Annotated in this window: 24 protein-coding genes and 3 tRNA genes; 13 read left to right on the top strand and 14 right to left on the bottom strand. The window is 57.6% G+C overall.

Going from position 1 to position 26172, the window contains the following annotated elements; translation table 11 throughout:
* Window positions 1-85: 85 nt before the first annotated feature.
* A complete protein-coding gene (lon, locus tag GS611_RS04785; protein WP_171632762.1) occupies window positions 86-2494 on the top strand; it encodes an endopeptidase La in 2409 nt (802 codons plus the stop codon).
* A 45-nt stretch (window positions 2495-2539) separates the two neighbouring features.
* On the opposite strand, the gene GS611_RS04780 is transcribed toward lon, so the two are convergent.
* Together GS611_RS04780 and GS611_RS04775 are read right to left on the bottom strand one after the other, a co-directional pair.
* Window positions 2540-4126: an APC family permease gene (locus GS611_RS04780; protein ID WP_171632760.1), complete on the bottom strand. Its 1587-nt coding sequence runs from the start codon at window positions 4124-4126 to the stop codon at window positions 2540-2542.
* A gap of 112 nt (window positions 4127-4238) precedes the next feature.
* Window positions 4239-4313: transfer RNA gene (locus tag GS611_RS04775), tRNA-Val, on the bottom strand.
* Window positions 4314-4493: 180 nt separating this feature from the next.
* On the opposite strand from GS611_RS04775, the gene GS611_RS04770 reads away from it, so the two are divergent.
* The 3 genes from GS611_RS04770 (at window position 4494) to uvrA (ending at window position 7727) form a co-directional block, all read left to right on the top strand.
* A tRNA-Asp gene (locus GS611_RS04770) sits at window positions 4494-4570 on the top strand.
* Between the two features lie 44 nt (window positions 4571-4614).
* A tRNA-Asp gene (locus tag GS611_RS04765) sits at window positions 4615-4691 on the top strand.
* 177 nt (window positions 4692-4868) lie between these two features.
* Window positions 4869-7727 (top strand): excinuclease ABC subunit UvrA, encoded by a 2859-nt coding sequence (gene uvrA, locus GS611_RS04760; RefSeq protein ID WP_171632757.1) that lies wholly within the window; start codon window positions 4869-4871, stop codon window positions 7725-7727.
* A gap of 16 nt (window positions 7728-7743) precedes the next feature.
* Here the strand turns inward: uvrA and GS611_RS04755 are convergent, their stop codons facing one another.
* The 5 genes from GS611_RS04755 to GS611_RS04735 all read right to left on the bottom strand — a co-directional run bounded on the left by GS611_RS04755 (window position 7744) and on the right by GS611_RS04735 (window position 12470).
* Window positions 7744-8067, bottom strand: coding sequence for a hypothetical protein (locus GS611_RS04755; RefSeq protein WP_171632755.1), 324 nt, complete (start codon window positions 8065-8067; stop codon window positions 7744-7746).
* 108 nt (window positions 8068-8175) lie between these two features.
* Entirely contained in the window at window positions 8176-9048 is an 873-nt protein-coding gene (mmsB, locus tag GS611_RS04750) for a 3-hydroxyisobutyrate dehydrogenase (protein ID WP_171632751.1), read from the bottom strand.
* A 3-nt stretch (window positions 9049-9051) separates the two neighbouring features.
* Entirely contained in the window at window positions 9052-10092 is a 1041-nt protein-coding gene (locus GS611_RS04745; protein WP_171632748.1) for an enoyl-CoA hydratase/isomerase family protein, read from the bottom strand.
* A gap of 7 nt (window positions 10093-10099) precedes the next feature.
* Window positions 10100-11242, bottom strand: a complete 1143-nt coding sequence (locus tag GS611_RS04740; RefSeq protein ID WP_171632745.1) for an acyl-CoA dehydrogenase family protein — start codon at window positions 11240-11242, stop codon at window positions 10100-10102.
* A 112-nt stretch (window positions 11243-11354) separates the two neighbouring features.
* Window positions 11355-12470: a carboxylate-amine ligase gene (locus GS611_RS04735; RefSeq protein ID WP_171632742.1), complete on the bottom strand. Its 1116-nt coding sequence runs from the start codon at window positions 12468-12470 to the stop codon at window positions 11355-11357.
* A gap of 137 nt (window positions 12471-12607) precedes the next feature.
* On the opposite strand from GS611_RS04735, the gene GS611_RS04730 reads away from it, so the two are divergent.
* Both GS611_RS04730 and GS611_RS04725 read left to right on the top strand, forming a co-directional pair.
* Window positions 12608-13459 carry a class I SAM-dependent methyltransferase gene (locus GS611_RS04730; RefSeq protein ID WP_171632739.1) on the top strand — a complete coding sequence of 284 codons (852 nt, stop codon included), beginning with the start codon at window positions 12608-12610 and terminating at the stop codon, window positions 13457-13459.
* A gap of 71 nt (window positions 13460-13530) precedes the next feature.
* Window positions 13531-14007: a fasciclin domain-containing protein gene (locus GS611_RS04725; protein ID WP_152457864.1), complete on the top strand. Its 477-nt coding sequence runs from the start codon at window positions 13531-13533 to the stop codon at window positions 14005-14007.
* 68 nt (window positions 14008-14075) lie between these two features.
* Here the strand turns inward: GS611_RS04725 and GS611_RS04720 are convergent, their stop codons facing one another.
* The gene (locus GS611_RS04720) at window positions 14076-14675 is read right to left on the bottom strand and encodes a L,D-transpeptidase (RefSeq protein WP_171632735.1); all 600 of its coding nucleotides are present in this window, start codon (window positions 14673-14675) and stop codon (window positions 14076-14078) included.
* 189 nt (window positions 14676-14864) lie between these two features.
* Window positions 14865-16364 (bottom strand): CoA-acylating methylmalonate-semialdehyde dehydrogenase, encoded by a 1500-nt coding sequence (locus GS611_RS04715; RefSeq protein ID WP_171632733.1) that lies wholly within the window; start codon window positions 16362-16364, stop codon window positions 14865-14867.
* 104 nt (window positions 16365-16468) lie between these two features.
* Here GS611_RS04715 and GS611_RS04710 point away from each other — a divergent pair, with 104 nt between their 5' ends.
* From GS611_RS04710 to coaD, 3 genes are all read left to right on the top strand, one after another.
* A complete protein-coding gene (locus GS611_RS04710) occupies window positions 16469-17371 on the top strand; it encodes a LysR family transcriptional regulator (protein ID WP_171632729.1) in 903 nt (300 codons plus the stop codon).
* Between the two features lie 60 nt (window positions 17372-17431).
* On the top strand, window positions 17432-17869 hold the full coding sequence (locus GS611_RS04705; protein ID WP_171632726.1) for a CBS domain-containing protein: 438 nt from the start codon (window positions 17432-17434) through the stop codon (window positions 17867-17869).
* 85 nt (window positions 17870-17954) lie between these two features.
* Window positions 17955-18446: a pantetheine-phosphate adenylyltransferase gene (gene coaD, locus GS611_RS04700; protein WP_152457869.1), complete on the top strand. Its 492-nt coding sequence runs from the start codon at window positions 17955-17957 to the stop codon at window positions 18444-18446.
* Here the strand turns inward: coaD and gap (GS611_RS04695) are convergent.
* From gap (GS611_RS04695) to gap (GS611_RS04685), 3 genes are all read right to left on the bottom strand, one after another.
* A complete protein-coding gene (gap, locus tag GS611_RS04695; RefSeq protein ID WP_171632724.1) occupies window positions 18438-19442 on the bottom strand; it encodes a type I glyceraldehyde-3-phosphate dehydrogenase in 1005 nt (334 codons plus the stop codon). The genes coaD and gap (GS611_RS04695) overlap by 9 nt on opposite strands.
* Window positions 19443-19524: 82 nt before the next feature.
* Window positions 19525-19668, bottom strand: coding sequence for a hypothetical protein (locus GS611_RS04690; RefSeq protein ID WP_171632722.1), 144 nt, complete (start codon window positions 19666-19668; stop codon window positions 19525-19527).
* Window positions 19669-19740: 72 nt separating this feature from the next.
* Window positions 19741-20742: a type I glyceraldehyde-3-phosphate dehydrogenase gene (gap, locus tag GS611_RS04685; protein WP_152457871.1), complete on the bottom strand. Its 1002-nt coding sequence runs from the start codon at window positions 20740-20742 to the stop codon at window positions 19741-19743.
* A gap of 181 nt (window positions 20743-20923) precedes the next feature.
* Here gap (GS611_RS04685) and GS611_RS04680 point away from each other — a divergent pair, with 181 nt between their 5' ends.
* Window positions 20924-21883, top strand: coding sequence for a DUF808 domain-containing protein (locus GS611_RS04680; RefSeq protein WP_171632720.1), 960 nt, complete (start codon window positions 20924-20926; stop codon window positions 21881-21883).
* Window positions 21884-21939: 56 nt separating this feature from the next.
* Here GS611_RS04680 and tkt read toward each other — a convergent pair whose 3' ends face one another.
* Complete coding sequence (gene tkt, locus GS611_RS04675; protein WP_171632717.1) at window positions 21940-23964, bottom strand: transketolase; 2025 nt, start codon at window positions 23962-23964, stop codon at window positions 21940-21942.
* Between the two features lie 236 nt (window positions 23965-24200).
* Here tkt and GS611_RS04670 point away from each other — a divergent pair, with 236 nt between their 5' ends.
* From GS611_RS04670 to GS611_RS04660, 3 genes are read left to right on the top strand one after another with little or no spacing between them, the layout of a single operon-like run.
* Window positions 24201-25055, top strand: coding sequence for a hypothetical protein (locus GS611_RS04670; protein ID WP_171632715.1), 855 nt, complete (start codon window positions 24201-24203; stop codon window positions 25053-25055).
* Window positions 25055-25450, top strand: a complete 396-nt coding sequence (locus GS611_RS04665; RefSeq protein WP_171632712.1) for a cell division protein ZapA — start codon at window positions 25055-25057, stop codon at window positions 25448-25450. The genes GS611_RS04670 and GS611_RS04665 overlap by 1 nt, the downstream gene beginning before the upstream one ends.
* On the top strand, window positions 25447-25794 hold the full coding sequence (locus GS611_RS04660; RefSeq protein ID WP_171632710.1) for an MliC family protein: 348 nt from the start codon (window positions 25447-25449) through the stop codon (window positions 25792-25794). The genes GS611_RS04665 and GS611_RS04660 overlap by 4 nt, the downstream gene beginning before the upstream one ends.
* Window positions 25795-25800: 6 nt before the next feature.
* On the opposite strand, the gene grxD is transcribed toward GS611_RS04660, so the two are convergent.
* The gene (gene grxD / locus GS611_RS04655; protein ID WP_171632707.1) at window positions 25801-26163 is read right to left on the bottom strand and encodes a Grx4 family monothiol glutaredoxin; all 363 of its coding nucleotides are present in this window, start codon (window positions 26161-26163) and stop codon (window positions 25801-25803) included.
* Window positions 26164-26172 lie beyond the last annotated feature (9 nt).

The raw sequence follows: 26172 nt of genomic DNA, 5'->3' as shown, positions 1-26172 counted from the left end.
CCACCTTTATCGTCCAAGACAGGAGATGGCCGGATGTTGCCTCGATGAGGGACAAGCGCCGTCTTGCCAACGATAAGGATAGAGCATGCAAGAGCCTCTGAATTCCTCATACCCCGTCCTGCCGCTGCGCGATATCGTGGTGTTCCCGCATATGATCGTGCCGCTTTTCGTGGGCCGAGACAAATCGGTACGCGCGCTGGAAGAGGTGATGCAGGATGACAAACAAATTCTGCTGTCCAGCCAGATCGATCCCGGCGTAGACGACCCGGATGAGGACGGTATCTACCGATCCGGTGTTCTGGCCAATGTGTTGCAGCTGCTGAAACTGCCCGACGGCACCGTCAAAGTGCTTGTCGAAGGGCAGGCGCGCGTGCAGATCACCGAGTTTCTTGAAAACGAATTGTTTTTCGAAGCACGGGCGGAATATCTGACCGAAATCCCGGGTGACGTCACCACGACCGAAGCCCTGTTGCGCACCGTTGCGGACGAGTTCGAGCGCTATGCCAAGGTGCGCAAGAACATCCCCGAAGAAGCGCTGACGGCCGTGGGTGAAACCACCGAGCCGGCAAAGCTGGCCGACCTTGTGTCGGGCCATCTGGGCATCGAGGTCGAACAAAAGCAGGACCTACTGGAAACACTCAGCGTCAGCGAGCGGCTTGAAAAAGTTTATGGCCTGATGCAGGGCGAAATGTCGGTTCTGCAGGTCGAGAAAAAGATCAAGACCCGCGTCAAATCCCAGATGGAGAAGACCCAGCGCGAGTATTATCTGAATGAGCAGATGAAGGCCATTCAGAAAGAGCTTGGCGATGGCGAGGACGGCGCGAACGAGATCGCCGAACTGGAAGCCAAGATCGCCGAGACCAAGCTGTCGAAGGAAGCGCGCGAGAAGGCGGAAGGCGAGCTGAAGAAGCTCAAGAACATGTCGCCCATGTCAGCCGAAGCAACCGTGGTGCGCAATTATCTGGACTGGATTCTGTCTTTGCCGTGGGGCACCAAATCCCGCGTCAAAAAGGATCTGGGTCGTGCGCAGGATATTCTGGACGCCGATCACTATGGCCTTGAAAAGGTCAAGGAGCGGATCGTCGAATATCTCGCCGTTCAGCAACGTTCGAAAAAGCTGAAAGGCCCGATCCTGTGCCTTGTCGGCCCTCCGGGCGTGGGCAAGACCAGCTTAGGTAAATCGGTCGCCAAAGCCACGGGGCGCGAGTTCATTCGCATTAGCTTGGGTGGGGTGCGCGACGAATCCGAGATCCGCGGCCACCGCCGGACCTATATCGGTTCGATGCCCGGCAAGATCATTCAGGCGCTGAAAAAGGCGAAAACCACCAACCCGCTCATCCTGCTCGATGAAATTGACAAGATGGGGCAGGACTTCCGTGGTGACCCGGCCTCGGCGATGTTGGAAGTGTTGGACCCGGAACAGAACAACACGTTCATGGACCACTACTTGGAGGTGGAATATGACCTGTCGAACGTGATGTTCCTGACCACGTCCAACAGCTACAACATGCCCGGGCCCTTGCTGGACCGGATGGAGATCATCCCACTGGCCGGCTATACCGAGGACGAAAAGCGCGAGATCGCCAAACAGCACCTGATCGCCAAGCAGGTCAAAAACCATGGCCTGAAAGCCAAGGAATTCGAACTGACCGATGAGGCGCTGCAAAAGATAATCCGCACCTATACCCGCGAGGCCGGTGTGCGGAACCTTGAACGTGAAATCGCCAAGGTTGCGCGAAAGTCGCTGACCAAGATTATCAAGAAAGAGGCGGACACTGTGACGGTGACGCCGGATAATCTGGATGAGTTCCTGGGTGTGCCCAAGTTCCGCTATGGTCTGGCCGAGCAGGACGACCAGATTGGTGTCGTGACCGGTCTGGCCTGGACCTCGGTCGGGGGCGATCTGTTGCATATCGAGGCGTTGAAACTGCCCGGCAAAGGTCGGATGAAGACGACAGGCAAGCTGGGCGATGTGATGAAAGAATCCATCGATGCGGCATCGTCATATGTGCGGTCGATTTCTCCCAAGATCGGAGTGAAGCCACCTCAGTTCGACAAGATCGACATCCATGTGCACGTGCCCGATGGTGCAACGCCCAAGGATGGTCCGTCAGCGGGTCTGGCGATGGTGACATCGATCGTATCGGTTCTGACGGGCATTCCCGTACGCAAGGATATCGCCATGACGGGCGAGGTTTCGTTGCGCGGGAACGCAATGCCGATCGGTGGCTTGAAAGAGAAACTGTTGGCTGCGTTGCGCGGTGGTATCAAGACGGTCCTGATCCCAGAGGAAAACGAAAAGGACCTGGCGGATATCCCGGACAATGTGAAGGAAGGGCTGAAAATCATCCCGGTCAAGCACGTCTCGGAGGTTCTTGAGCACGCTCTGGTTCGTACACCGGAACCGATTGAGTGGGACGAAGCCGCCGAGGAGGCCGCCGCGGCCGCCGCAGCCTCGTCTGAAACGACCGGGCCATCGGCCACTGCGCACTAAGCAGATTGAGAGAATGAAAAAGGCGGGGCGAATGCCCTGCCTTTTTTACAATCCAATGACGGGTTGCTTTGCATCAAGTATTTCTTCTTCGGCTATGTATTCATTGAATTTTTTCGATGGCAGTGCCGAGCGGACGGCAAGAACAAAAATGATCGACGAAAACAGGATACAAAGCAGAAGGTCCCACCCAAACGGGATCTGTTTCAACGATCCGGCTCCGAATTGCCCAAGGAATGAGATCAGCCCAAGGCCTGAGAAATAAGGCACAAGCCACAGGGCCTCGGTAACGTCCATTTCATCCAAACGTCCCCGGAACCGGATCAGCAACAGAATTTTCCCGACAATCAGCGCAATGCCAAGCCGCCAGACCGTGTCCCATCCGCTCCAATAGACGATCAGCGTGGCGATGGCGAAAGCGGACAGCGCGACAAGACGCACGGCCGGTATTCGGATCGATCTGGGATGATCTGGCATAAGGTTTCTCAGGCAAACCACGGCGATGGGCCCGACGGCAAATGACAAGACGATGGCCGCACCGTTCAAGGCAATGACGGTGGTAAAGGGTACTGTCAGCAGGAAAACCGTTCCGATCACAAAGTTCAGCCCCAGCGCCCACAGTGGAACCCCGAAAGACGATAAAACCTGCAACCGTCTGGGCAGGAACCCGTTTTTTGAAAGGGCGAGGGCGATACGGGCGTTCGACCCGGTTGCGACCAGCCCGTTTCCAAAAGGGCCTATCACGGATCCGACATTCAGCAGGCTCAGAAACCAGACCAGCCCAACGGACATGATGATGGCGTCCAGTGGTCCTTCACCCCCAAAGCTCAACTGTGCCCATCCTTTGGACAGCATGGATGGGTCCAGCGCACCGATGAAGGCCACTTGCAAGCCAAGGTAGATGATGGCGCACAGAACTATCGACAACACCAATGCGGCCGGAATTGCAAATTTTGGATTTCGAACTTCGCCAGCCATATCAACTACATGGCGAAAGCCGATGAATGAAAAAATAACGCCCCCGGTGGAAACGGCGGCCATGATTCCCTGCGCGCCGTAGGGCGCGAAACCATCGGGCTGTGTGAAGTTCTCGGTGTTGAACCGGCTTGCGACAAGCAGAACGGACAGGACAACTGGTATGGCGATCTTGGCCCAGGTCAGCGCAGCATTGACGCGCGTGAAGAACTTGACCCCAAGCGCATTCACCGCGACGAACAGCAGCATGAAAACCAGCGCGACGAAAATACCCGCCCCGGTTAAATCACCTGTCTCGGCCGTATGCAGCCAAGGCGCATACGGCGCCAGGTACTTCAACATGGCCTCGACTTCGATGGGCGCTGTGGTGTTGTAGCCGATCCAGGCAGTCCATCCCATGGCCATCGAAACGATGTTGCCATGCGAAAACTGAGGCACGCGCGCGATCCCTCCGGGAATGGGCAGCATGGCGGAAATCTCTGCGAAGGTGATGGCCAAAATGAACATGGCAACCGCGCCGATAATCCACGAGATCGTAGCCGCGGGCCCTGCATGCTGAACGGCCAGAAGGGGGCCGAATAACCAGCCCGAACCGATGATTCCTCCGACTGAAATGAAGGTCAGTCCCAGAAGGCCAATGTCGCGCTTCAACCCCGTCATGGTGACCTCAGCGTTTGCGTGTGGCCTGTTGTCAGGCCAAATAGGACACGATAGCCGTGGAACGCACGACGTGGCAAGCCCGCTGGCTCCAAGCGAAAATCCGAAAAGGGGGTGGTGGGTGATAAGAGATTTGAACTCCTGACATCTTCGATGTGAACGAAGCGCTCTACCACTGAGCTAATCACCCATGACATGCGGTCATATCTTCCGCGGGGGTGCACTGCAAGGGAAATTGAGCAATTCGCGCGGGCAAAAAACAGCGGGCAAACAAAAAACTGGATTCTGACAAAAAACTTCAAAACGCCGCTTGACGCTGCCCGACCGTGGCCATAATACACCCAAACGTTCAGCAATGAACATGCAGCGGGCGGTTGTAGCTCAGTTGGTTAGAGTACCGGCCTGTCACGCCGGGGGTCGCGGGTTCGAGCCCCGTCAACCGCGCCATCGCTGCCTACCTTGGTCCAGGACAAAGGCCATGAAATAGATGCGCGGTTGTAGCTCAGTTGGTTAGAGTACCGGCCTGTCACGCCGGGGGTCGCGGGTTCGAGCCCCGTCAACCGCGCCATTTTCCCCTTAAAATCATAAGTTCGCCAGATAGCCAGGCATTGAGCTGTTCGATTCCATGCCCATCGTTTGATTTGGTCGGCGAAAACCTGTACGTTCACTAAATGTTCTAACTTTTCTGTTGGAGACTCGGGCAAGCTCGCCTATCTCTAAACCACTTGTTTGTTGGGGGCCGGAAATGGCTGAGCTGAAGAATATAGAGGTGCGCGGCGCGCGCGAGCATAACCTCAAAGGCATCGATGTCGATATCCCTCGGGATCAGTTGGTGGTGATCACCGGGCTGTCCGGTTCGGGGAAGTCGTCGCTGGCGTTCGACACGATTTATGCCGAAGGTCAGCGCCGTTATGTCGAAAGCCTGTCCGCCTATGCGCGGCAGTTTCTCGACATGATGGAAAAGCCCGATGTTGACCATATCAGTGGACTGTCTCCAGCGATCTCCATTGAACAGAAAACGACCTCGAAGAATCCGCGTTCGACCGTGGGGACCGTCACCGAGATCTATGACTATCTGCGTCTGCTCTTTGCTCGCGCAGGCACGCCGTACAGCCCGGCCACCGGCCAGCCGATCGAGGCGCAACAGGTGCAGGACATGGTCGACCGCATCATGGCGATGGAGGAGGGCACGCGGGGGTATCTGCTGGCTCCGATCGTGCGCGACCGCAAAGGTGAGTACCGGAAGGAATTTCTGGAACTGCGCAAGCAGGGGTTCCAGCGCGTGAAGGTGGATGGTGAGTTCCACGAGCTGGATCAGCCCCCGACATTGGACAAGAAGTTCCGTCACGATATCGACGTTGTGGTTGACCGCCTGGTTGTTCGTGAAGGCATGGAAACGCGTTTGGCCGATAGCCTGCGCACCGCTCTGGATCTGGCGGACGGAATCGCGATTCTGGAAACCGCCCCACGAGAAGGAGAGCCGGAACGAATTACCTTCAGCGAGAATTTTGCCTGCCCGGTCAGTGGTTTCACTATCCCCGAGATTGAACCGCGCCTGTTTTCGTTCAATGCGCCATTCGGAGCCTGCCCGGATTGTGACGGATTGGGGGTCGAGCTGTTCTTTGACGAGCGTCTCGTGGTGCCGGATCAGACGCTGAAATTGTATGACGGGGCCCTGGCGCCGTGGAGGAAAGGCAAGTCGCCGTATTTCCTTCAGACCATCGAGGCCATCGCGCGTCATTATGAGTTTGACAAGAACACGCCCTGGAAAGACCTGCCCAGCAAAGTGCAGCAGGTGTTCCTGCGGGGCTCGGGCGATGAGGAGATCCAGTTCCGCTATGACGAGGGCGGACGTGTGTACCAGGTGACACGCAGCTTCGAAGGCGTGATTCCGAATATGGAACGGCGTTATCGCGAAACGGATAGCGCGTGGATACGCGAGGAATTCGAACGGTACCAAAACAACCGCCCGTGCGGCACCTGCGAAGGGTATCGTCTGCGCGCCGAAGCCTTGGCCGTGAAGATCGCGGGACTGCATGTCGGTCAGGTGGTGCAAATGTCCATCCGCGAAGCGCTTGCCTGGATCGAGGATGCTCCGAACCATCTGAGCGCTCAGAAGAATGAGATCGCCCGGGCCATTCTGAAGGAAATCCGCGAGCGGCTGGGATTCCTGAATAATGTTGGTTTGGAATACCTTACGCTGTCTCGTTCAAGTGGAACCCTGTCAGGCGGCGAAAGTCAGCGCATTCGTCTGGCAAGCCAGATCGGATCAGGCCTGACCGGGGTGCTTTACGTATTGGACGAGCCCTCGATCGGCTTGCACCAGCGTGACAATGACCGGTTGCTTGGTACGCTCAAGAATCTGCGGGATCAGGGCAACACCGTGATTGTTGTCGAACATGACGAGGAAGCCATCCGCGAAGCCGATTATGTGTTCGACATTGGCCCCGGTGCGGGTGTGCATGGCGGGCAGGTGGTCAGCCACGGCACGCCCGAGCAGATCGCTGCGGACGCGGCCTCGATCACGGGGCAGTATCTGTCGGGCGTACGCGAGATTCCAGTGCCCGCCGAGCGGCGCAAGGGGAACAAGAAAAAGGTAACGGTCGTAAAGGCTTCGGGTAACAACCTCAAAGACGTGACGGCCGAGTTTCCCTTGGGCAAGTTCGTTTGTGTCACGGGGGTATCTGGTGGCGGTAAGTCGACCCTGACGATTGAGACGTTGTTCAAGACCGCCTCGATGCGCCTGAATGGCGCGCGTCAAACGCCTGCGCCGTGTGAGACCATCAAGGGTTTGGAGCATCTGGACAAGGTCATTGATATCGACCAGCGCCCGATCGGGCGGACTCCGCGATCGAATCCGGCAACCTATACCGGGGCCTTCACCCCGATCCGCGACTGGTTCGCCGGGCTGCCCGAGGCGAAAGCGCGGGGATACAAGCCGGGCCGTTTCAGCTTCAACGTGAAAGGCGGCCGCTGTGAGGCCTGTCAGGGGGACGGCGTCATCAAGATCGAGATGCACTTCCTTCCCGACGTCTATGTCACCTGCGAAACCTGCAAGGGCGCGCGGTACAATCGCGAGACGCTCGAGATCAAGTTCAAGGGCAAGTCCATTGCGGATGTGCTTGATATGACGGTGGAAGATGCGCAGGAGTTCTTCAAGGCCGTGCCCTCGATCCGAGACAAGATGGATGCGCTGGCCCGCGTTGGTCTTGGCTATATCAAGGTGGGTCAACAGGCGACCACGCTGTCGGGTGGTGAGGCGCAGCGCGTTAAACTGTCCAAGGAACTGTCGAAACGATCAACCGGGCGGACGCTCTATATTCTGGACGAACCGACAACAGGCCTGCATTTCGAAGATGTACGCAAGCTGTTGGAAGTGCTGCATGAATTGGTCGACCAGGGCAATACTGTCGTGGTGATCGAACATAATCTGGATGTGGTCAAAACCGCGGATCATATCATCGACATTGGACCTGAAGGTGGTGATGGCGGTGGCGAAATCGTCGCCACCGGAACACCGGAAGACATAGTCGATGTTGAACGCAGCCACACCGGGCGATACCTGAAGCCGATGCTGAAAGGCGCGCGCGTCGCGGCAGAATAACTGCCCAGACGCGGCCTCAGTTCAGAATATCTGCGATCGCGCCGATCAGGTTCAGGACTTTGCGTGTCTCGGGGTCGACCCGGTACACGTAATCACCTGCACGGACATATGAATAGTTTCGGTTCAACCCATAGCGATAGGGGTCATTGATCCAACGGTAGTCGTTGGTAATGAAGTCTCCATCTCGGTAGATTTTCTTAGCCTGACCAGGCGGCACACAGGGAACGGATTTCTTGGCCAGACCCGGAGGGCAATGCCCGGCCTTGTTCTTTGCCGCCGCGGCAACTGGGGAAAGGGCCAAAGCCGCCAGAGTTGCCGTCGTCACCAAGAATCTCGTCATGTCGCCTTCCTTTGCGATTTGGCCAGCCGGGGCCATTTGTTCATGACTGCCTAGATGGTCACTTGCCCAATATCTGTCAAATCGTTGGGCAAGATGCCGCCAGTTGTCTTATTCACGTCCGCGTTTTTCGAACCGTGGCAACATGGCACTGAAATCGCGTCCCTTGCCGTCTTCGGTCTCGACGAATTGCTCGTAAAGAGCAGTCGCGGCCTGTCCCATCGGTGTATCCGCATCCGCACTGGTTGCGGCCTGTTGGCTGAGGCGCAGGTCCTTCAGCATCAACTCGGCTGCAAATCCAGGAGTATAGTCATTGTCGGCTGGGCTTTGCGGGCCAACGCCCGGGGCAGGGCAATAGGCGTTCATTGTCCAGCTGTATCCGGATGAGGTGCTTACCACATCGAACATCTTTTGGCGGTCCAGACCCAGTTTGTCGGCCAGGGCAAAGGCCTCGCACGTGGCGATCATGGTCACTCCGAGGATCATGTTGTTGCAGATCTTGGCGGCTTGGCCGGCTCCGGCTTCGCCGCAGTGAACCGCTTTCTGCCCCATGATGTCGAACAGAGGAGCCGCCTTTGCAAATGCGTCGTCTGACCCGCCGGCCATGAATGTCAGGGTGCCACCTGCCGCGCCGCCGACACCCCCCGAAACCGGAGCGTCCACGAACAGCAGACCGGCGCCGCTGGCCTGTTCCGCGACTGCGCGTGCACTGTCCACGTCAACTGTCGAGCAATCGATCAGCACGGCACCCTTCGCCATGGCGGGAATGATCTGATCTGCAACGGCCCGCAGGATGGCGCCATTCGGCAGCATGGTTATGACTGCATCGGCAGAGGCGACGGCTTCTGTCGCGGTATCGGCTAGAGTCACCCCGTCAACGACAACACCGGCCGTGTCGAATCCGAGAACCTGATGGCCAGCCTTTGCCAGGTTGGCCGCCATGGGCGCCCCCATGTTTCCCAGCCCTATGAACCCGATCTGCATCTCTCAGTCCTCCTCGAATGTCAGGGTGTCCGCACCCAATGGCTGCAACATTTTCGAGACGGCCACCAGGGGGATGTCCGTATCGGAAAACTGCCAGTTCGGGTTGCGGTCTTTGTCTATGATCTGCGCGCGGATACCTTCCAGAAAATCACCATGCTCCATCGCCCGGTGGGTAAAGCGGTATTCCATCTCCAACGCGCGCCGCACGGTCAGAGAGGGGCCACGCAAACGGTGCAGCATCTCGATCGTGCAGGCCACGGAAAGCGGCGCGTTTTTCATTATTTTTTCCAGAGTTTTGTCTGCAAATTCCTGATCGTCATTGCGCAGGCTGATCAGGATGTCGCCCAGAGTTTCACCGGAAAAATGTTTGTCGATTTCCGTCAGCACCCCTGCCAATTCACCATTGGGTGGTATTTCGGCATGTTCGGCCACCAGTTTCGCATTTCCAGACGCTTCCAGAATTTCGATCAGATCAGACCATTGCGATTGCGGGATGAAATGGTCGGCAAACCCCGCAAAGATCGCGTCCGCAGGCCCCATCCTGAAGCCCGTAGTCCCAAGGAATTCACCCAGTCGCCCCGGTGCGAGGGCCAGCATCAGTGACCCGCCGACATCCGGAATCAAGCCAATCGAGCATTCGGGCATGGCAATCCTGGAGCTTTCTCCGACGACACGGTGGCTGCCATGGCAGCCGATGCCGACACCCCCGCCCATGGTAAACCCCTGAAGAAAACTGATGACTGGTTTGGGATATTCGAAGATCAGGGCATTCAGACGATATTCGTCCCGCCAGAACTTCTGACCATACGCATAATCTTCTTTGGTGCCCGTTTCATAAAGTTCGGCGATGTCGCCCCCTGCACAAAAGGCTTTTTCCCCCTCGGCGTCCAGAACGATCAGGTCAACGGCATCGTCTTCCCGCCAGTTGCGCATCGCCGTGTCGATGGCCATGCACATGTCATAGCTCAACGCGTTCAGCGCTTGGGGACGGGTGAGGGTGATGCGACCGGCACGGCCTGTGGTGCGGATTTCAATGTCTGACATCGGGGCCTCAGCGATTGGCGAGCATTTGACGCGCGACGATCACGCGCATAATCTCGTTCGTGCCTTCCAAAATCTGATGCACGCGAAGATCGCGCACAAGCTTTTCGATGCCGTAATCCGCAAGATATCCGTACCCGCCATGCAGTTGCAGGCACTGATCCACCACCTTCGACCCGGTTTCGGTTACGAATTTCTTCGCCATCGCACAGAATTTCGTGGCATCGGGCGCGCCGTTGTCCAGTTTCCACGCCGCCTGGCGCAGGAAGGTGCGTGCCGCCTGTAATTCGATCTCCATATCCGCCAGACGGAACTGAAGGGCCTGGAACTGATCGATGGATTGGCCGAACGCCTTGCGCTCGGACATGTATTGCAGGGTCATATCCAGCCCGGCCTGAGCAGCCCCAAGAGAACAGGCCGCGATATTGAGACGTCCGCCATCGAGGCCCATCATCGCGTATTTGAAGCCGTCGCCTTCGGTGCCCACGAGGTTGCCAGCGGGAATTTTGCAGTCGTCGAACTGAACCTGCGCAGTGGGTTGGCTTTTCCAGCCCATTTTCTGTTCCAGCGCCCCAAAGCTGAGCCCCGGCGTGCCGTCCTCGACATAGACGGTCGAGATCCCCTTGGGCCCGTCCTGACCGGTGCGTACCATGCAAACATAGGCATCCGAATAGCCACCGCCCGAGATGAACGCCTTGGTACCGTTCAACGTATATCCTTCGTTGGTGCGTTCGGCGCGGGTTTTCAAGGCCGCCGCGTCAGAGCCGGAACCGGGCTCGGTCAGGCAATAGCTCAGAACCGTATTCAGGCTCAGAACATCCGGCATGATGCGCGCCTTTAGGTCATCATCCGCGAAATTGTCCAACATCTTGGCGCACATGTTGTGGATCGACAGGAAGGCGGCGACTGAGGGGCAGGCCATCGACAGCGCCTCGAAAACCAGCGTGGCATCTAGGCGGGTCAGATTTGACCCTCCGCTTTCCTCGGATACGTAAAGCGCGCCGAAACCAAGCTCGCCTATCTGGGGCCACAAGGTTTTGGGAATGGTTCCGTCCGCCTCCCACTGGCGCGCAAAGGGGGCGATGTTTTCCTGCCCGAACGCGTGCGCCATGTCGAATATGGCTGTTTGCTCCTCGCTGAGTGCGAAATCCATGACGCTCCCTCCCGTCGGCAATGAATTGAACGGTTGTTTATTTCTGAATTCTTACAGAAATTTTGCAGGCGCAACAATGAGTCGGTTGAAACGGGTCGCAAGCCGGAAACGTTCAGAGATCGGCGTGAAATTCCTCGATCAGGTGGCGCACGACGGCTTGGCCGGGATCATCACCGCGCGCTGATGCCTCGGCATGAATACGGCGTTGGCGCGTGGCGGAAGTGCCGTTTTCCGCGATCTGCCTGAGCTGTGCAAGCTCGGTCATCGTGCCAAGTGCTTCGGTGTCTTCTGCCAACAACCCCATGAGGTCGCCGATCAGTTCAGACATGGGTTTGACTGACCGGTCGCCGAAATCGATCAGCCCTTCACCCACTCCGTAGCGCTGTGCGCGCCAGCGGTTTTCACCGATCAGGAAACGATCATATTGCCGCCAGCGCAGGTTGCGATCCTTCAGACGGCACAGCATCCGGGTCAATGCCTGAACCAGTGCCGCCAACGACAAAGTGTGCTCCAGACGGGGTTGAACATCCATGATCCGCGTTTCCAAAGTTGGGAAACGATGTGAGGGGCGCAGATCCCACCAGATCTTTGTGGTGTCTTCGATGACCCCAAGCTCGACCAGAATGCCTGTGTTCCGTTCATACTCGCCCCAGCTGGCGAACACGGGCGGCAGCCCGGTGCGGGGCAGGTTGTCGAACACCGTCAGCCGGTATGAAGACAGGCCGGTATCCTCGCCGTTCCAATAGGGCGAAGACGTGGACAACGCCAGAAGATGAGGAAGAAAGTATGACAGTTGCGGCATCAGATCGGCACGCAGGGCAGGGTCCTCGACTCCAACATGTACATGCATCCCGCATATCAGCATCCGCCGGGCAACGCCGCCCAATGCATGTTGCAGCGCGTCATACCGTTCTTTCCGGGTGTGGTGTTGATCCTTCCAGTTGGCGAACGGGTGGCACGAGACGGCGATAGGGGAAAGGTTGTATTCGGCGGCCCGTTTCGAAACGCATGACCGCAGCCGCTTCAGGTCTTCGCGCGCCGAAGCGACCGTGGCGTGTGGTCTGGTTCCAACCTCGATTTGACATTGCAGGAACTCGGGGCTGACCTGACCTTCGAAATCGCTTTGGCAGGCCGCCATCAGCGCTTCGGGGGCTTCGGACAATTGCAGGCTGTCACGATCCACCAACAGGTATTCTTCTTCGATCCCGAGTGTAAATTCCTGCTGCATGGGGCCCCTCACAGTTGTCCGTTCCATCAGTGAATACGGAAATTTACGTTTTGCCAAGGGTTTGACAGGCTTGCCCTTGCAGAGAAACGGTTCGCAACGGTAAGGAACATTGCATCACAGATCGCGGAGCCAGCGCCTTGAAACCCAGAAAATTCCCGAAGATCAATGCCGCCCTTGAAGAATTGGGGGTGAAACTGGTCGACAGAGTTACGGAACAGGATGAACGGGCGCGGCTGGAAGCCTTCGAAGCGGCGGGTGGGTTGACGCGCCCCGCTTATGCTTTGTCGCCAGGGATGGAGGGGTTCGACATCTCTCAACTTGTGGCGGAATACGAGCGTCACAAAGCTGCCCTGGAGGCGCTGAAAGATCCCGCACGCAACCAGACCGGTTATCGTACCGGCAATGGTTACTATGACAGCCCGGATGCGGATGCATTGTATCTGATGATCCGCCGTTTTCAGCCCAAACGCGTGATAGAGGTCGGATGCGGTAATTCCACCCGTGTGTCCCGTCAGGCAATCATCGATGGCAATCTGGATACCACCATTACCGCGATTGATCCGTACCCTCGCGCCGATATTGCCCATGTGGTCGACCGGTTCGAACAAAAACGTCTTGAAGAAACTGACCCGGCGCTATTCGCAGAGCTGGAGGCTGGAGACATTCTGTTCATCGACTCCAGCCATGTTGTGCGGATGAGCAACGATGTCGCACATCTGTTCTGCCGCATTATACCGTCTCTGAATCCCGGGGTGGTGATCCACGTTCACGATGTTTTTTTGCCCTACGAATATCCCAAGCGCTTCTTCTATGATTGCCCAGGCTGGGGAGAGCAGTACGTATTGCACAGCTTGCTGCAATCTGGCGCGTATTCAATGCTTTGGCCGGGGTATTACCTGCAACAGGATCGGCCTGATGCCGTTGTTGCCTTGCCGTTCCTGGCCGAGGGGCGGGCGCAAAGCATCTGGGTGCAGCTCAAAGAAAACTGAAACCAAAGTGATCCATTGCGGCAAAAGGTCCGTAACCCTTTCCATAACACGCTGGAGAGGAGAAGACAGCTATGTTCCGTCGTACATTCATGGGCGCAGCCGCCGCACTTGCTTTTGCTATGCCGCTCAAAGCTCAGGCCGCTGATATCGTCGACACCGCCGTTGCCGCCGGGTCGTTCAATACTCTGGTCGCCGCCGTTCAGGCTGCAGGCTTGGTTGACACCCTGAAAGGGGATGGTCCGTTCACGGTATTTGCACCCACAGACGAAGCCTTTGCTGCGCTTCCTGAAGGCACTGTCGAGACGCTTTTGAAACCAGAAAACAAGGATCAACTGGTCGCGATTCTGACCTATCACGTGGTACCGGCCAAGGTTATGTCTGGAGATATCGCGGGCAAACGCGCCAAGGTTCTGACTGTTCAGGGCGACCGGCTGAGCGTCAACGCCAAAAACGGCGTGAAAGTGAACGACGCCAAGGTCGTACAGGCCGACATTGAAGCCAGCAATGGCGTCATCCACGTCGTCGACGCGGTAATCCTGCCGGAATAAATGCCGTCTTCCGAAGACAAGAAAGCCCCGGCGACCGACCGGGGCTTTTGCGTTTTAGAGAGGGTGGATCAGACCAGTCGAACCTGTGTGCCAACTTTTACCAGCGGATACAGCTCTTCGACATGCTGGTTGTACAGGCCAATGCAACCTGACGAGCTCTGACGACCGATCTTGCGCGTGTCGTGCGTGCCATGGACAAGATAGGCAGGCCAACCCAGATACATGGCGCGGGTTCCCAGTGGGTTGCCGGGATCGCCACCTTCCATCCGAAGTGGCAGCGAAGGGTCTCGTTCGCGCATTGATGCCGTAGGTGTCCAGCTTGGGAATTCGGTTTTACGCACAACTTTCGTGTACCCGCGTTTGGTAAGCTCTTCGCTCATGGGCACGGAACTTGGGTACAGTTTGTAGGTGCCGTCAGGCCCCCAGTAATGGACGGCGCGGCTGGTGATGTCGGCCAGCAGGCATCCAACGCCCAATTCATCGAAATGGTCCTGCCAACTCTGTTGCGAGAAGGACGATATATTGCGTCGGACCGGCAATTGCGTACTGATCGCGTCTTCCGTTTCAGGGAAAGCATCCGTGCTTTGTGCCCGAACAAGGGCAGGTGTTGCCACCAAAGAGGCCACGCCCAGCAAGGCAGAGCGACGGGTTATACGAGATTGGGACAAGGTTGCCTCCGATAAGTTCACTGCTCAGTACAATGTTCACGCCAAAATATGGGTGTTGGTTGGATTTTTCCAGAGTGAACCACTTGAATTTCCTGTGACCGATTGGACGAAAGCAGGTTTTTCGGCGGAAAGATGCAAAAAGCCCGGCCGTTGAACGGGCCGGGCTTCAAGCGTCATGAAACTGTAGGATCAGTCCATTGCTTTGAAGTTAAACTCGCCACCTTCCTTGATGCCAGACGGCCAGCGTGCGGTCACGGTTTTGGTGCGGGTGTAGAACTTGAAGCTGTCCGGGCCGTGCTGGTTCAGATCGCCGAACATGGATTTCTTCCAACCGCCGAAGGTGTGATAGGCCAGCGGAACCGGGATCGGAACATTGATGCCGACCATTCCGATGTTTACACGGCTGGCAAAGTCACGTGCGGTATCACCATCGCGGGTAAAGATCGCGGTGCCGTTTCCGTACTCGTGATCCATCGCCAGTTTAAGGGCCTCTTCGTAAGAACCCGCGCGCACGGTGGACAGAACCGGGCCAAAGATTTCCTGTTTGTAGATGTCCATCTCGGGCGTCACGTTGTCGAACAGGTGCGGGCCGACAAAGAAACCGTCCTCATAGCCTTGCAGGCTGAAGTCGCGGTTGTCGACAACCAGTTTCGCACCCTGTTCGACGCCTGAATTGATCAGGCCCAGAATGCGCTGTTTCGCGGCCGCTGTTACTACAGGGCCCATGTCGACATCGTCACCAGCGGTGTAGGGGCCCACTTTTAGCTTTTCGACGCGCGGGATCAGCTTTTCGATCAGCTTGTCTGCGGTTTCTTCCCCAACGGGAACCGCGACAGAGATTGCCATGCAGCGTTCGCCGGCCGCACCGAAACCAGCGCCAACCAGCGCGTCCGCGGCCTGATCCAGATCGGCGTCGGGCATGACGATCATATGGTTCTTGGCACCGCCGAAGCACTGTGCTCGTTTCCCATTCGCGGTTGCGCGGCTGTAGATATACTGTGCGATCGGGGTTGAACCCACAAAGCTGACGCCTTGAATAATCTCGCTGTCGAGGATGGTGTCGACAGCTTCCTTGTCGCCGTTTACGACCTGGAAAACGCCTTTGGGCAGGCCGGCTTCGACGAACAGTTCAGCCAGCATCAGGGGCACGGACGGGTCGCGTTCGGACGGTTTCAGAACAACGGCGTTACCGCAGGCCAGAGCAGGGCCAACATGCCAGAGCGGCATCATGGCCGGAAAGTTGAATGGCATGATCGAGCCGACAACGCCCAGAGGCTGGCGCATGGAATACATGTCAATGCCGGGGCCCGCGCTGTCGGTAAACTCACCCTTGAGCATCTGCGGCGCGCCAATGCAGTATTCGATCACTTCCAGACCACGCTGCAAATCACCCTTGGCGTCGGGGATGGTTTTGCCGTGCTCGCGACTCAGCGCTTCGGCCAGTTTGTCCATGTCGCGGTTCATCAGGCCGACCATGGCCATCATGACGCGCGCGCGCTTTTGCGGGTTGGTTGCGCCCCATGCGGGCTGGGCCGCAGCGGCGGCCTCGATCGCGGCGGTGGTTTCCGCTGCACTGGCCATCGGGCACTTGTATTGAACTTCACCCGTTGCCGGGTTGTAGACGTCGTCGAAACGACCGGACGTTCCGGCGACCATTTCGCCGTTCAGGAAATGGGTCAGGTTTTGCATCAATAGCTCCTCCGATAGATTTGCGCGCAGAATAGGCTTGCAGAAATCCCGCGAACAGAGGCAATGTCTCAAAAGAGTTTTGCAAAAATGCAAAAGGGATCAAAATGACCCCAAATTGGGATGATATGCGGATATTCTTGGCTGTCGCGCGCGAGGAAAGCCTGTCATCCGCTGGTCGTATCCTGAAGATCGACCCGGCCACCGTTGGTCGGCGCATTGCGCGCCTGGAGGCGACGCTGGATTCCACATTGTTCACCAAGTCGCAGCAAGGCTATATTCTGACCCCGGCGGGACAGCGGCTGTTGGAACACGGGCTGCACGCAGAAGAAGCGATGCGCGCGGCGGCCGGGGCGGTAACAGGACCAACGAAAACCCTGAGCGGGCAAATCCGGATTGGCGCGCCGGACGGCAGTGCCAACTATCTGCTGCCGCAGGTGTGTGCCAAAATCAGCGACGCAAACCCTGATCTGGACATTCAGATCCTGGCGCTTCCGCGTGTGATCAACCTGTCCCGTCGCGAGGCGGATATGGCGGTTACGGTCAGTGCGCCGACCGCCGGTCAGCTGCTGGTGAAGAAAATCAGCGACTACAAGCTGCACATGGTCGCGACCGAAGAGTATCTGAAGCGACATGATCCGATCCGGAGCATAGCTGACCTGAAGGGCCACAGGTTGATCGGCTATATCCCTGATATGATCTTTGACCGGGAACTTGACTACCTGAATGACATTGGCGTTGACCGTGTCGCTCTTGCATCGAATTCGGTATCGGTTCAACTGCGGCAGGTCTGCCTGGGAACAGGGGTTTGCGTGGCGCATGATTTCACGTTGCCATTCCACCCGGGGCTTCGGAAAATCCTGACGGATCAAGTGAGTTTGACGCGCAGCTTCTATCTGGTCAGGCATCAGGGTGACCAGCGCAACGAGCGGTTGAACCGCTTTGCGGATGCCCTGACACGCGGTATTCGCGATGAAGTGCTTCGTTTGGAAGCAGGCCCCGACGCTTGACAGGTCGCGGCAATCGCGCAACGCTTTGGAATAAGTGTTATTATTCCGGAGGTATTCTTCATGCTAGTTCAGGCCATCCTGAAGTCCAAAGCGACAGATGGTGTCGTGACCGTGGCGTCAACGGCGACAGTCTCAGAGGCCTCGAAGATTCTTGCGGACAAGCGCATCGGTACGGTCGTTGTTTCCGACGACGGTGGCAATACCGCGGTCGGCATCCTGTCAGAACGTGACATCGTCCGGGAATTGGCGGCCAGCGGCAGTGGTTGTCTGAACCAACCGGTTAAGTCTTATATGACCCAGAACCTCGTCACGGCGACGCGCCAGACCACCGTGGAAGACATCATGTCCCGTATGACAGAGGGGCGATTTCGCCACATGCCGGTGGTTGAAGACGGAAAACTCGTAGGTATTGTCACTTTGGGTGATGTGGTGAAGGCTCAGCTTTCCGAACTTGCGATGGAAAAAGATGCCCTTGAAGGCATGATAATGGGGCACTGACGACAAGGGTTGCCCAAGCAATCACTTGCACCTGCAGCAAAGTTATGTTTGCTTGCGCAGAAATTTTGTTGCGCAGGAGGGCGCGATGCGGGTTGGATTGTATCCTGGAACCTTTGATCCCATCACCATGGGGCACATCGATATCATCCGTCGGGCGGCAGCTTTGGTGGACAAACTGGTTATCGGTGTGGCCATCAACCGGGACAAGGGCCCTCTGTTCTCGCTGGAAGAGCGCGTGGCCATGATCGAAGCGGAATGCGCCCGGCTGTCCGAGCAGACCGGAACCGAAATCATCGCGCACCCCTTCGAAAACCTGCTGATTGATTGTGCGCGGGATGTAGGCGCACAAATCATCGTGCGCGGCCTGCGTGCGGTTGCCGATTTCGAATACGAGTTTCAGATGGTCGGCATGAACCGGGCTCTGGACGATTCGATCGAGACCGTGTTCCTGATGGCCGAAGCGCGCCATCAGGCGATCGCGTCCAAGCTGGTGAAGGAAATCGCCCGGTTGAACGGGGACGTGTCGAAATTCGTCACGCCCCGTGTCAATGATGCGCTGAAAAAAAGGTTAGGCTAGGGCACCCATTGCGGCCGCCGTATCAAGCATCCGGTTCGAAAAGCCCCATTCATTGTCATACCACGCCAGCACACGAACCAGCGTGCCATCAGTAACCTTGGTTTCAGCCAGTGACACGGTCGAGCTGTGCGGGTCGTGATTGAAGTCGATGGAAACCAGAGGACGGCTTTCCGCGGCAAGAACGCCGGGGATTTTGGCAGCCGCATCGACGAACAGTTGGTTGACCTCTTCTTCGGTCGTGGGGCGTGAAACCTCGGCCACAAGATCAACGACCGAGACATTCGGGGTTGGAACGCGGATGGCCTGACCGGTCAGTTTTCCTTTGAGTTGCGGCAGCACCAGGCCCACGGCAGCGGCCGCACCGGTTGTCGTAGGGATCATCGACAGCGCTGCCGCTCGGGACAGGTAGGGATCTTTTCCCACTGTATCATGCACAGGCTGGCTGGCAGTATAAGCGTGAACAGTGGTCATGTTGCCGTGCTTGATACCAAGGCCGGCATCCAGAGCGGCAGCAACAGGAGACAGGCAGTTGGTGGTGCAGGATGCGTTTGACACCACCAGATCATCGGCGGTCAGTTCGCCATCGTTGACGCCAAAGACGATGGTTTTCACACCGCCGTCACCTCGGGCCGGGGCAGAGATCAGAACTTTCCGGGATCCGTTCTTGAAGTGACGTTCCGCCGCCTCGCGCGTACGAAACACACCCGTACATTCCAGAACGACGTCAATATCCGACCAGGGCAGATCCTCGGGGTTGCGCTCGTTACTCAGCCGAATTGGACCACGACCCACGTCCAGACCTGCATCGCTGAGCGTAACCGGGTTGGGATAGCGGCCGTGAACGCTGTCAAATTCAAACAGGTGCGCGTTCATTTCGGGTTTTCCAAGATCGTTGATCGCGACGATCTCAACGTCTGTACGTCCGCTTTCCATCACCGCGCGCAGAACCCCGCGCCCGATCCGTCCAAATCCGTTGATCGCCAGTTTCAAGGTCATGGTCTGCTCCGTCCAAATGTCTCAGTAAGATGAGTTAGCGCTAACAATGACAGATCAAGCGAAATGTCAAGGAAAACCTCTGTCAGCGCCAGAAAGCGAGCCAGTCCAGAAAGTCGTAAAGCTTCTTTCCGAGGAAAAGCAGATGTTCGGTGCCGTACAGCGCTACATCCAACATGATAACGCCGAGAAGAAGAAGGCCGAGCCAGATAGCGATTTGGTTGGTCATGGCTGTCCCGAACGTAAAATGCCCGCTCAGATAACCTGAGCGGGCATCAAGGTACAAGCGAAGTCCGAAGGGTCAGTTAAGGCGGCCCATCGCAACAGCTACGTCGGCCATACGAACCGAGAAGCCCCATTCATTGTCATACCAGGCCAGAACGCGGACCATGCGGTCATCGACGACGCGGGTCTGATCCGGTGCAAAGATCGAGCTTTCCTCGGTGTGGTTGAAGTCGGTCGACACCAGCGGAGCGGGCTCATATCCCAGAACGCGCTGCATCGGGCCTTTGGCGGCCTCTTCGACGATCGCGTTGATTTCCGCCGTGCTTGTGTCGCGTGAGGCACGGAACGTCAGGTCCACCGCCGAAACATTCGGGGTTGGGACGCGAATGGCGGAACCGTCCAGGCGGCCTTTCAGGTTCGGCAGAACTTCACCCAGCGCCTTGGCGGCGCCGGTCGAGGTCGGGATCATCGACATTGCAGCAGCGCGGGCGCGGTAGAGGTCGCTGTGGCGACGGTCCAGTGTCGGCTGGTCGCCTGTGTAGGCGTGGATGGTCGTCATGATACCGTGTTCGATACCGACGCCCTCGTCCAGCACCTTGGCCAGCGGGGCGAGGCAGTTGGTCGTGCACGAACCGTTCGAAACCATGTTGTCATTGGCGGCCAGCGTGTTGTGATTGACGCCGAAAACGATGGTCTTGTCCACGTTCTTGCCCGGAGCCGACAGCAGTACCTTGCCGGCGCCACGTTCCAGATGCGTTTTGGCCTTCAGGCCATCGTTGAACTTGCCGGTGCATTCGAGGACGACGTCACAGCCTTCCCAGTCCAACTCGGTCATGTCGTAGGTCGAGAACATCTGCATCGGGCCGCGACCCAGATCCATGGTATTGCCGTCAATGGTGACGTCGCGCGGAAAACGCCCGTGAACACTGTCATATTTCAACAGATGCGCCGAGGTTTCCAACGGGCCAGTTGCGTTGACTTTGATCACTTCGATGTCGTTGCGCCCGGACGCGGCGATGTGCGACAGGGTGCAGCGGCCAATACGGCCAAAACCATTGATACCGACCTTGATGGTCATATGACGTCTCCAGATGCGCTTGCTTTGAGGGCCATATAACGGCGAAAAGGGAATCTCAAAAGGGCAAAAGCGGCATATTTTTAAGGTGTTAGCGCAAACCTGCGCCGGTTGCGCTAACGCTTGCGCTAGCCGTTGGATCAGGTAGGGTCCGGTTGGCGACAGCAGATTGAAGGGAAACGCGATGAGTGGTCTTTTGGCCCTGTTGGATGATGTGGCGGGCATTGCCAAGGTTGCGGCGGCATCAGTGGACGATGTGGTTGCGGCGGCAGGCAAAGCGGGGGCCAAAACCGCCGGTGTGATCATCGATGACGCAGCGGTGACGCCGAAATATGTGCAGGGTTTCGCCCCGGCGCGCGAGTTGCCGATCATCTGGCGCATTGCGCGCGGGTCGATCTTCAACAAGATCATACTCTTGCTGCCCGTCGCCTTGTTGCTGGCCAATTTTGCGCCGTGGCTGATCACGCCCTTGTTGATGCTTGGCGGGTCATATTTATGTTTTGAAGGGGCCGAGAAGATTTTTCATGTTCTGTTTCCTCATGGCAGCCATGTGATTGAGGACGACATGAAAATCCGCGATCCGGGCCACCTGGAGGAGCAAAAGGTCAAGGGCGCCATCAAGACTGATTTCATCCTGTCTGCCGAGATCATGACCATTGCACTGGCGGCGATAGAAGCCCCGAACCTGTGGATGCAGGCCGCGACGCTGGCTGTTGTCGGGATCGGCGTGACGGTGGCCGTCTATGGATCCGTCGCGTTGATCGTGAAAATGGATGATGTGGGACTTTTTCTGGCGCAGAACGCGCCAACACCTATCGGTCGCGGTCTGGGCCGAGGGTTGGTCAAGGCAATGCCCGGGGTGATGAAAACACTGTCCATTGTCGGAACTGCCGCGATGCTGTGGGTGGGGGGCTCGATCGTCATCCACGGGATGGAGGTTCTGGGTTTTGGCTGGCTGGGCCATCATATCCATGATTGGGCCTATGCCATTGGACATTCCGTGTCTGATCAATGGGTTGGTGCGGTTGAGTGGGTATCCAAGGCCACGATGGATGGCGTATTTGGTTTGGCTTGGGGATTGGTTTTGATCCCGGTGGCAACCAAGATAATCATGCCCCTGTTCAGCAAATCCGAAACGCATTGAAACCAAAATGAAAAGAGCGGCCAAAGCCGCCCTTTGCTCGATCAGAAGGGACTGTCTTACAGTCCCAACAATTCCTTGACCTTGGCCACAGTTGCTTCGGCCGTAATGCCGAAATGCTTGTACAGCTCACCGGCAGGGGCCGAGGCGCCAAAGCTGGACATGCCGATGAAGCCTGCCTTGGCTTCGCGGCCACGCTCGCCCAGCAGCCAGCGGTCCCAGCCACCCGCGCGGACGGCGGCTTCGATGCCGACGCGGACGGGGCCGGAGGGCAGAACGCGCTTGCGATAGGCTTCGTCCTGCTGCGCGAACAACTCCATGCAGGGCATGGAGACGACGCGGGTGCCGATGCCCTCAGCCTCAAGCATCGCTTTGGCTTCCATCGCCAGCGACACTTCCGAACCGGTCGCGATCAGGATGGCCTGACGCTTACCCTCGGCCTCGGCCAGAACATAAGCGCCCTGAGCAACAAGGTTCTTGGTCTTGTGATCCTTGCGCACGGTCGGCACGCCCTGACGGGTCAGCGACAGGACCGAGGGGCTGTCCTTGAAGGTCAGCGCCAGTTCCCAGGCCTCAGCCGTTTCGACGGTATCAGCAGGGCGGAACACATAGGTGTTCGGTGTCGCGCGCGAAATGGCCAGATGCTCGACCGGTTGGTGGGTCGGGCCGTCTTCGCCCAGACCGATTGAGTCATGGGTCATCACAAAGACCGACGGGATTTTCATCAGCGCCGCCAGACGCATGGACGGGCGGGCATAGTCGGTGAAGGCCATGAAGGTGCCGCCATAGGGGCGGATACCGCCATGCAGCGCCATGCCGTTCATCGCAGCAGCCATGCCGTGTTCACGGATACCGTAATGGATGTAACGACCCTTGCGGTTTTCCGGCAGGAACACGCCCATATCAGCCGATTTTGTGTTGTTCGATCCGGTCAGGTCAGCCGAGCCGCCAACAGTCTCGGTCATGATCGGGTTCACGACGTTCAGAACTTTTTCGGACGAGGCGCGGGTGGCCAGTTTCGGCTGCTCTTCAGACATCTGCTTTTTGAACGCACGAATGGCGCCAGCCAGCCGCTTGGGGGCCTCAAATGCATAGGCGCGTTTGAATTCGGCCTGTTTCCTCTCGGAAAGCTGGGCAAAACGTTCTTCCCAAGCCCCACGTTCGTCTGCGCCGCGTGCACCAATGGCTTCCCATGCGGATTTGACGTTGGCTGGAACTTCGAATGTGTCGTGGGGCCAACCATAGGCCTCTTTCGCGGCTTTCAGCTGATCCTGATCCGTCAGTGCCCCATGACCTTTCGAGGTGTCCTGCGCAGCATGACCCAGAGCGATATGGGTTTCACAGGCGATCATGGTTGGTTTTTTGGACTTTTTCGCCTGAACAATGGCCGCATCGATGGCCTTGGGGTCATGGCCGTCGATTTCAATCACGTGCCAGCCAGAAGCCGCAAACCGGCGGACCTGATCGGTGCGATCAGCGATATCGACAGTGCCGTCGATGGTGATGTTGTTGTTGTCCCAGAAGACGATCAGTTTGCTCAGCTCATGGCGGCCGGCCAAAGTGATCGCTTCCTGACTGACGCCTTCCATCAGACAGCCGTCGCCCGCGATCACGTAAGTATAGTGATCCACGACCTTCTTGCCGAAATGCGCGCGCTGGATTTCCTCGGCCATGGCGAAACCCACGGCATTCGAGATACCCTGACCAAGCGGGCCGGTCGTGGTTTCAACACCATCGATCAGAAAGTTTTCAGGGTGGCCCGCGGTCTTGGCGCCCAACTGGCGGAAATTCTTGATCTCTTCCAGAGTCACGTCGGCATGACCGGTGAGATAGAGAAGTGAATAGACCAGCATCGAACCGTGGCCAGCCGACAGGATGAACCGATCGCGGTCCGGCCAGTTCGGGGCCGAGGCGTCGAATTTCAGGTGCTTTTCGAACAGAACGGTCGCAACATCGGCCATGCCCATCGGCATGCCGGAATGGCCGGAATTTGCGGCGGCGACGGCGTCAAGGGTCAGGGTGCGGATGGCCGCAGCTTTGTCCCAGTGTTCGGGGTTGGCTTTGCGCAGCGCAGTCAGGTCCACGGGCGTTGTTCCTTTGGATAAAAAGCAGATTGCGCGCTCAATACCATTCAGCACCCAAAGTGCAAGCGGAACCGGGCTTTGGCAACGCCCGATAGGTGAAGAGCGCGGCCCAAGTGATTGAAACCAAACAGTGGGTATTTTCTGTCGCATTCCGTTAGACTGTCGGCAAGCGGGATTCGGTTTTGATTCGGATCACTTCGCGACAGAATGAACCTTGATAAAGAGGTGACAGGGGCATGAGCCAGTTAGAGGAACTACAGCACCGCATTATTGCTGCGATGGATCGTATCAGTGCGGGCGTCGAAGGGTTGGACGGTGCGTCCCGGAATGCTGAGGTAAGTGAGAGGCTTCAGGCCGAACTTGAAGACGAAAGAGTTGCCAATGCGCAGCTTCAGGAACGACTGAAGACCCTGAAAGAGCAGCACGAAAAACAAGTGGACGCGCTGCGTGCCGATCTGGAGGAGCTGCGCACGGAACCAGCGGGTGCCGCCGACGCGGATGCGCTGCGCGCAGAGCTGGAAGAAGCCCGGGCGAAAATCGCGTCTGTCGAAGCGGCCCGCGCCGAGCTGGCCGAGGCCAAGGCGGCCTTGGACAACAATGCCGAACTGGATGCGTTGAAGGCCGAGAACGAAAGGCTGCGCGCCGAACTTGACGGCATCGAAGATCCTTCGGCGGTGAAAGCCGAGCTTGAGCAATTGCGTGAATTGCTTGCTCAGGCAAAAGAAGTCGAGGCGGAAAACAGCCGCCTCAAGGCACAACTTGAAGATACGGTACGGGTCGATGATCTGAGCGCCGAGCTTGAGATGCTGCGGGCCGAACGGGCCAGCCATGGCGCTGCGATGTCCCGGCTGGATGACGATCTGCAACGTTTGCGCAAGGCGAACGAGCAGTTGCGGAATTCCGTAGAAGAGTTGCGTTCCGCGGCCGCAGAAGGGCTGACGGATGCTGAATTGCTGAACCGCGCCACCGTTGCCGAGCTTGAGGCGACGCGTGCGGCGCAGGCTTCGGACGCCGCCGAAGCGCAGGCCGTGTTGGCACGGTTGGAACCTCTGCTGTCGCAGGCAAAACTTGTAGAAGGTGAGGTAGAGTAATGCCCGAGGTAACCATTCATATTGGCGGGCGGGGTTTTGATGTGTCCTGCCGGGACGGGGAAGAACCCTTTCTGCAGGCGGCCGCCAAAATGCTGGATGACGAAGCGCAGGTTCTGTCCGATCAGATTGGGCGGATGCCCGAAGCGCGTATGTTGCTGATGGCCGGTCTGCTGCTGGCTGACAAGACGGCGGCAACGGAAGACAAGGTCAAGTCGCTGGAGGCCAGGCTGGCCGAGGCCGAGGCCGAGCTTCAATCGCTGAGAAATGCGCCCGTGCCGGAACCTGAACGTATTGAAGTCGCGGTGGTGCCGCCATCCGTCACGGATACGCTGGCCGAACTGGCAGCACGTGCGGAAGCGCTGGCTTCCGTCGTCGAGGAGAAGAAGGCACAATGACCTATCTGCGCAATTTCTTCTGCGGTGCTTTGCTTGTTTTCCCGGCAACATCCGCACTCGCCGAAATCGACATTCTGTCTGTCACCTTTACCTGCGAGAACGGCGTGCCGTTGCCGGTGACCTATTTCAACGCACCCGACGGTTCAGGCGCGGCGGCGACGATGGTGGACAACACTCTGGTCGCGATGCGCCAGGTCGAAAGCGGATCGGGCATCCGCTATGAATCTCTCGGAGCCGAAGGAACCTATATCCTGCGCTCAAAAGGTTGGAACGCGACAATCAGCTATTTGGCGGCAGGCGCCGCCAATGAGCAGGCTATTTATCAGAATTGTTCCAGCCGATAAGCAGGATTACGCGTTTGCTTCGCGGATTTTGTCGGCTGCTTCCTTGTTGTAGCCGACACCGTTTTCATCAAAAAGCGTGTCCAGCTCACCCGAAAGGGTCATCTCGGTGATGATGTCGCAACCGCCTACGAATTCGCCTTTGACATACAGCTGCGGCACGGTCGGCCAGTCGGAATAATCCTTGATCCCCTGACGCACTTCCTCGTCGGCCAGCACGTTTACGTCGGTGTATTCAACGCCCATGTAGTTCAGCACGCCAGCCACGCGTGAGGAAAACCCGCATTGCGGCATTTCCTTGGTGCCTTTCATGTACAGCACCACGTCATTGGCTTTGACGGTTTCGTCGATCTGGGTTTTTACGTCGGTCATTTTGCGTTT

Source organism: Ruegeria sp. HKCCD6119 (assembly GCF_013110585.1).
Classification (GTDB): Bacteria; Pseudomonadota; Alphaproteobacteria; order Rhodobacterales; family Rhodobacteraceae; genus Ruegeria.
The sequence above is the reverse complement of the archived record's forward strand: the minus strand, read 5'-3'. Positions and strand labels throughout refer to the sequence as shown.

Coding starts and splice junctions, on each gene's coding strand:
- GS611_RS04690 (WP_171632722.1), bottom strand. CDS start 19,668: ATGACCAACCAAATCGCTATCTGGCTCGGCCTTCTTCTTCTCGGCGTT.
- GS611_RS04680 (WP_171632720.1), top strand. CDS start 20,924: ATGAGTGGTCTTTTGGCCCTGTTGGATGATGTGGCGGGCATTGCCAAG.
- GS611_RS04705 (WP_171632726.1), top strand. CDS start 17,432: ATGCTAGTTCAGGCCATCCTGAAGTCCAAAGCGACAGATGGTGTCGTG.
- GS611_RS04780 (WP_171632760.1), bottom strand. CDS start 4,126: ATGACGGGGTTGAAGCGCGACATTGGCCTTCTGGGACTGACCTTCATT.
- gap (WP_152457871.1), bottom strand. CDS start 20,742: ATGACCATCAAGGTCGGTATCAATGGTTTTGGCCGTATTGGCCGCTGC.
- GS611_RS04670 (WP_171632715.1), top strand. CDS start 24,201: ATGAGCCAGTTAGAGGAACTACAGCACCGCATTATTGCTGCGATGGAT.
- GS611_RS04715 (WP_171632733.1), bottom strand. CDS start 16,364: ATGCAAAACCTGACCCATTTCCTGAACGGCGAAATGGTCGCCGGAACG.
- GS611_RS04745 (WP_171632748.1), bottom strand. CDS start 10,092: ATGTCAGACATTGAAATCCGCACCACAGGCCGTGCCGGTCGCATCACC.
- GS611_RS04755 (WP_171632755.1), bottom strand. CDS start 8,067: ATGACGAGATTCTTGGTGACGACGGCAACTCTGGCGGCTTTGGCCCTT.
- GS611_RS04665 (WP_171632712.1), top strand. CDS start 25,055: ATGCCCGAGGTAACCATTCATATTGGCGGGCGGGGTTTTGATGTGTCC.
- gap (WP_171632724.1), bottom strand. CDS start 19,442: ATGACCTTGAAACTGGCGATCAACGGATTTGGACGGATCGGGCGCGGG.
- GS611_RS04725 (WP_152457864.1), top strand. CDS start 13,531: ATGTTCCGTCGTACATTCATGGGCGCAGCCGCCGCACTTGCTTTTGCT.
- GS611_RS04740 (WP_171632745.1), bottom strand. CDS start 11,242: ATGGATTTCGCACTCAGCGAGGAGCAAACAGCCATATTCGACATGGCG.
- grxD (WP_171632707.1), bottom strand. CDS start 26,163: ATGACCGACGTAAAAACCCAGATCGACGAAACCGTCAAAGCCAATGAC.
- GS611_RS04660 (WP_171632710.1), top strand. CDS start 25,447: ATGACCTATCTGCGCAATTTCTTCTGCGGTGCTTTGCTTGTTTTCCCG.
- coaD (WP_152457869.1), top strand. CDS start 17,955: ATGCGGGTTGGATTGTATCCTGGAACCTTTGATCCCATCACCATGGGG.
- mmsB (WP_171632751.1), bottom strand. CDS start 9,048: ATGCAGATCGGGTTCATAGGGCTGGGAAACATGGGGGCGCCCATGGCG.
- lon (WP_171632762.1), top strand. CDS start 86: ATGCAAGAGCCTCTGAATTCCTCATACCCCGTCCTGCCGCTGCGCGAT.
- uvrA (WP_171632757.1), top strand. CDS start 4,869: ATGGCTGAGCTGAAGAATATAGAGGTGCGCGGCGCGCGCGAGCATAAC.
- GS611_RS04710 (WP_171632729.1), top strand. CDS start 16,469: ATGACCCCAAATTGGGATGATATGCGGATATTCTTGGCTGTCGCGCGC.
- GS611_RS04735 (WP_171632742.1), bottom strand. CDS start 12,470: ATGCAGCAGGAATTTACACTCGGGATCGAAGAAGAATACCTGTTGGTG.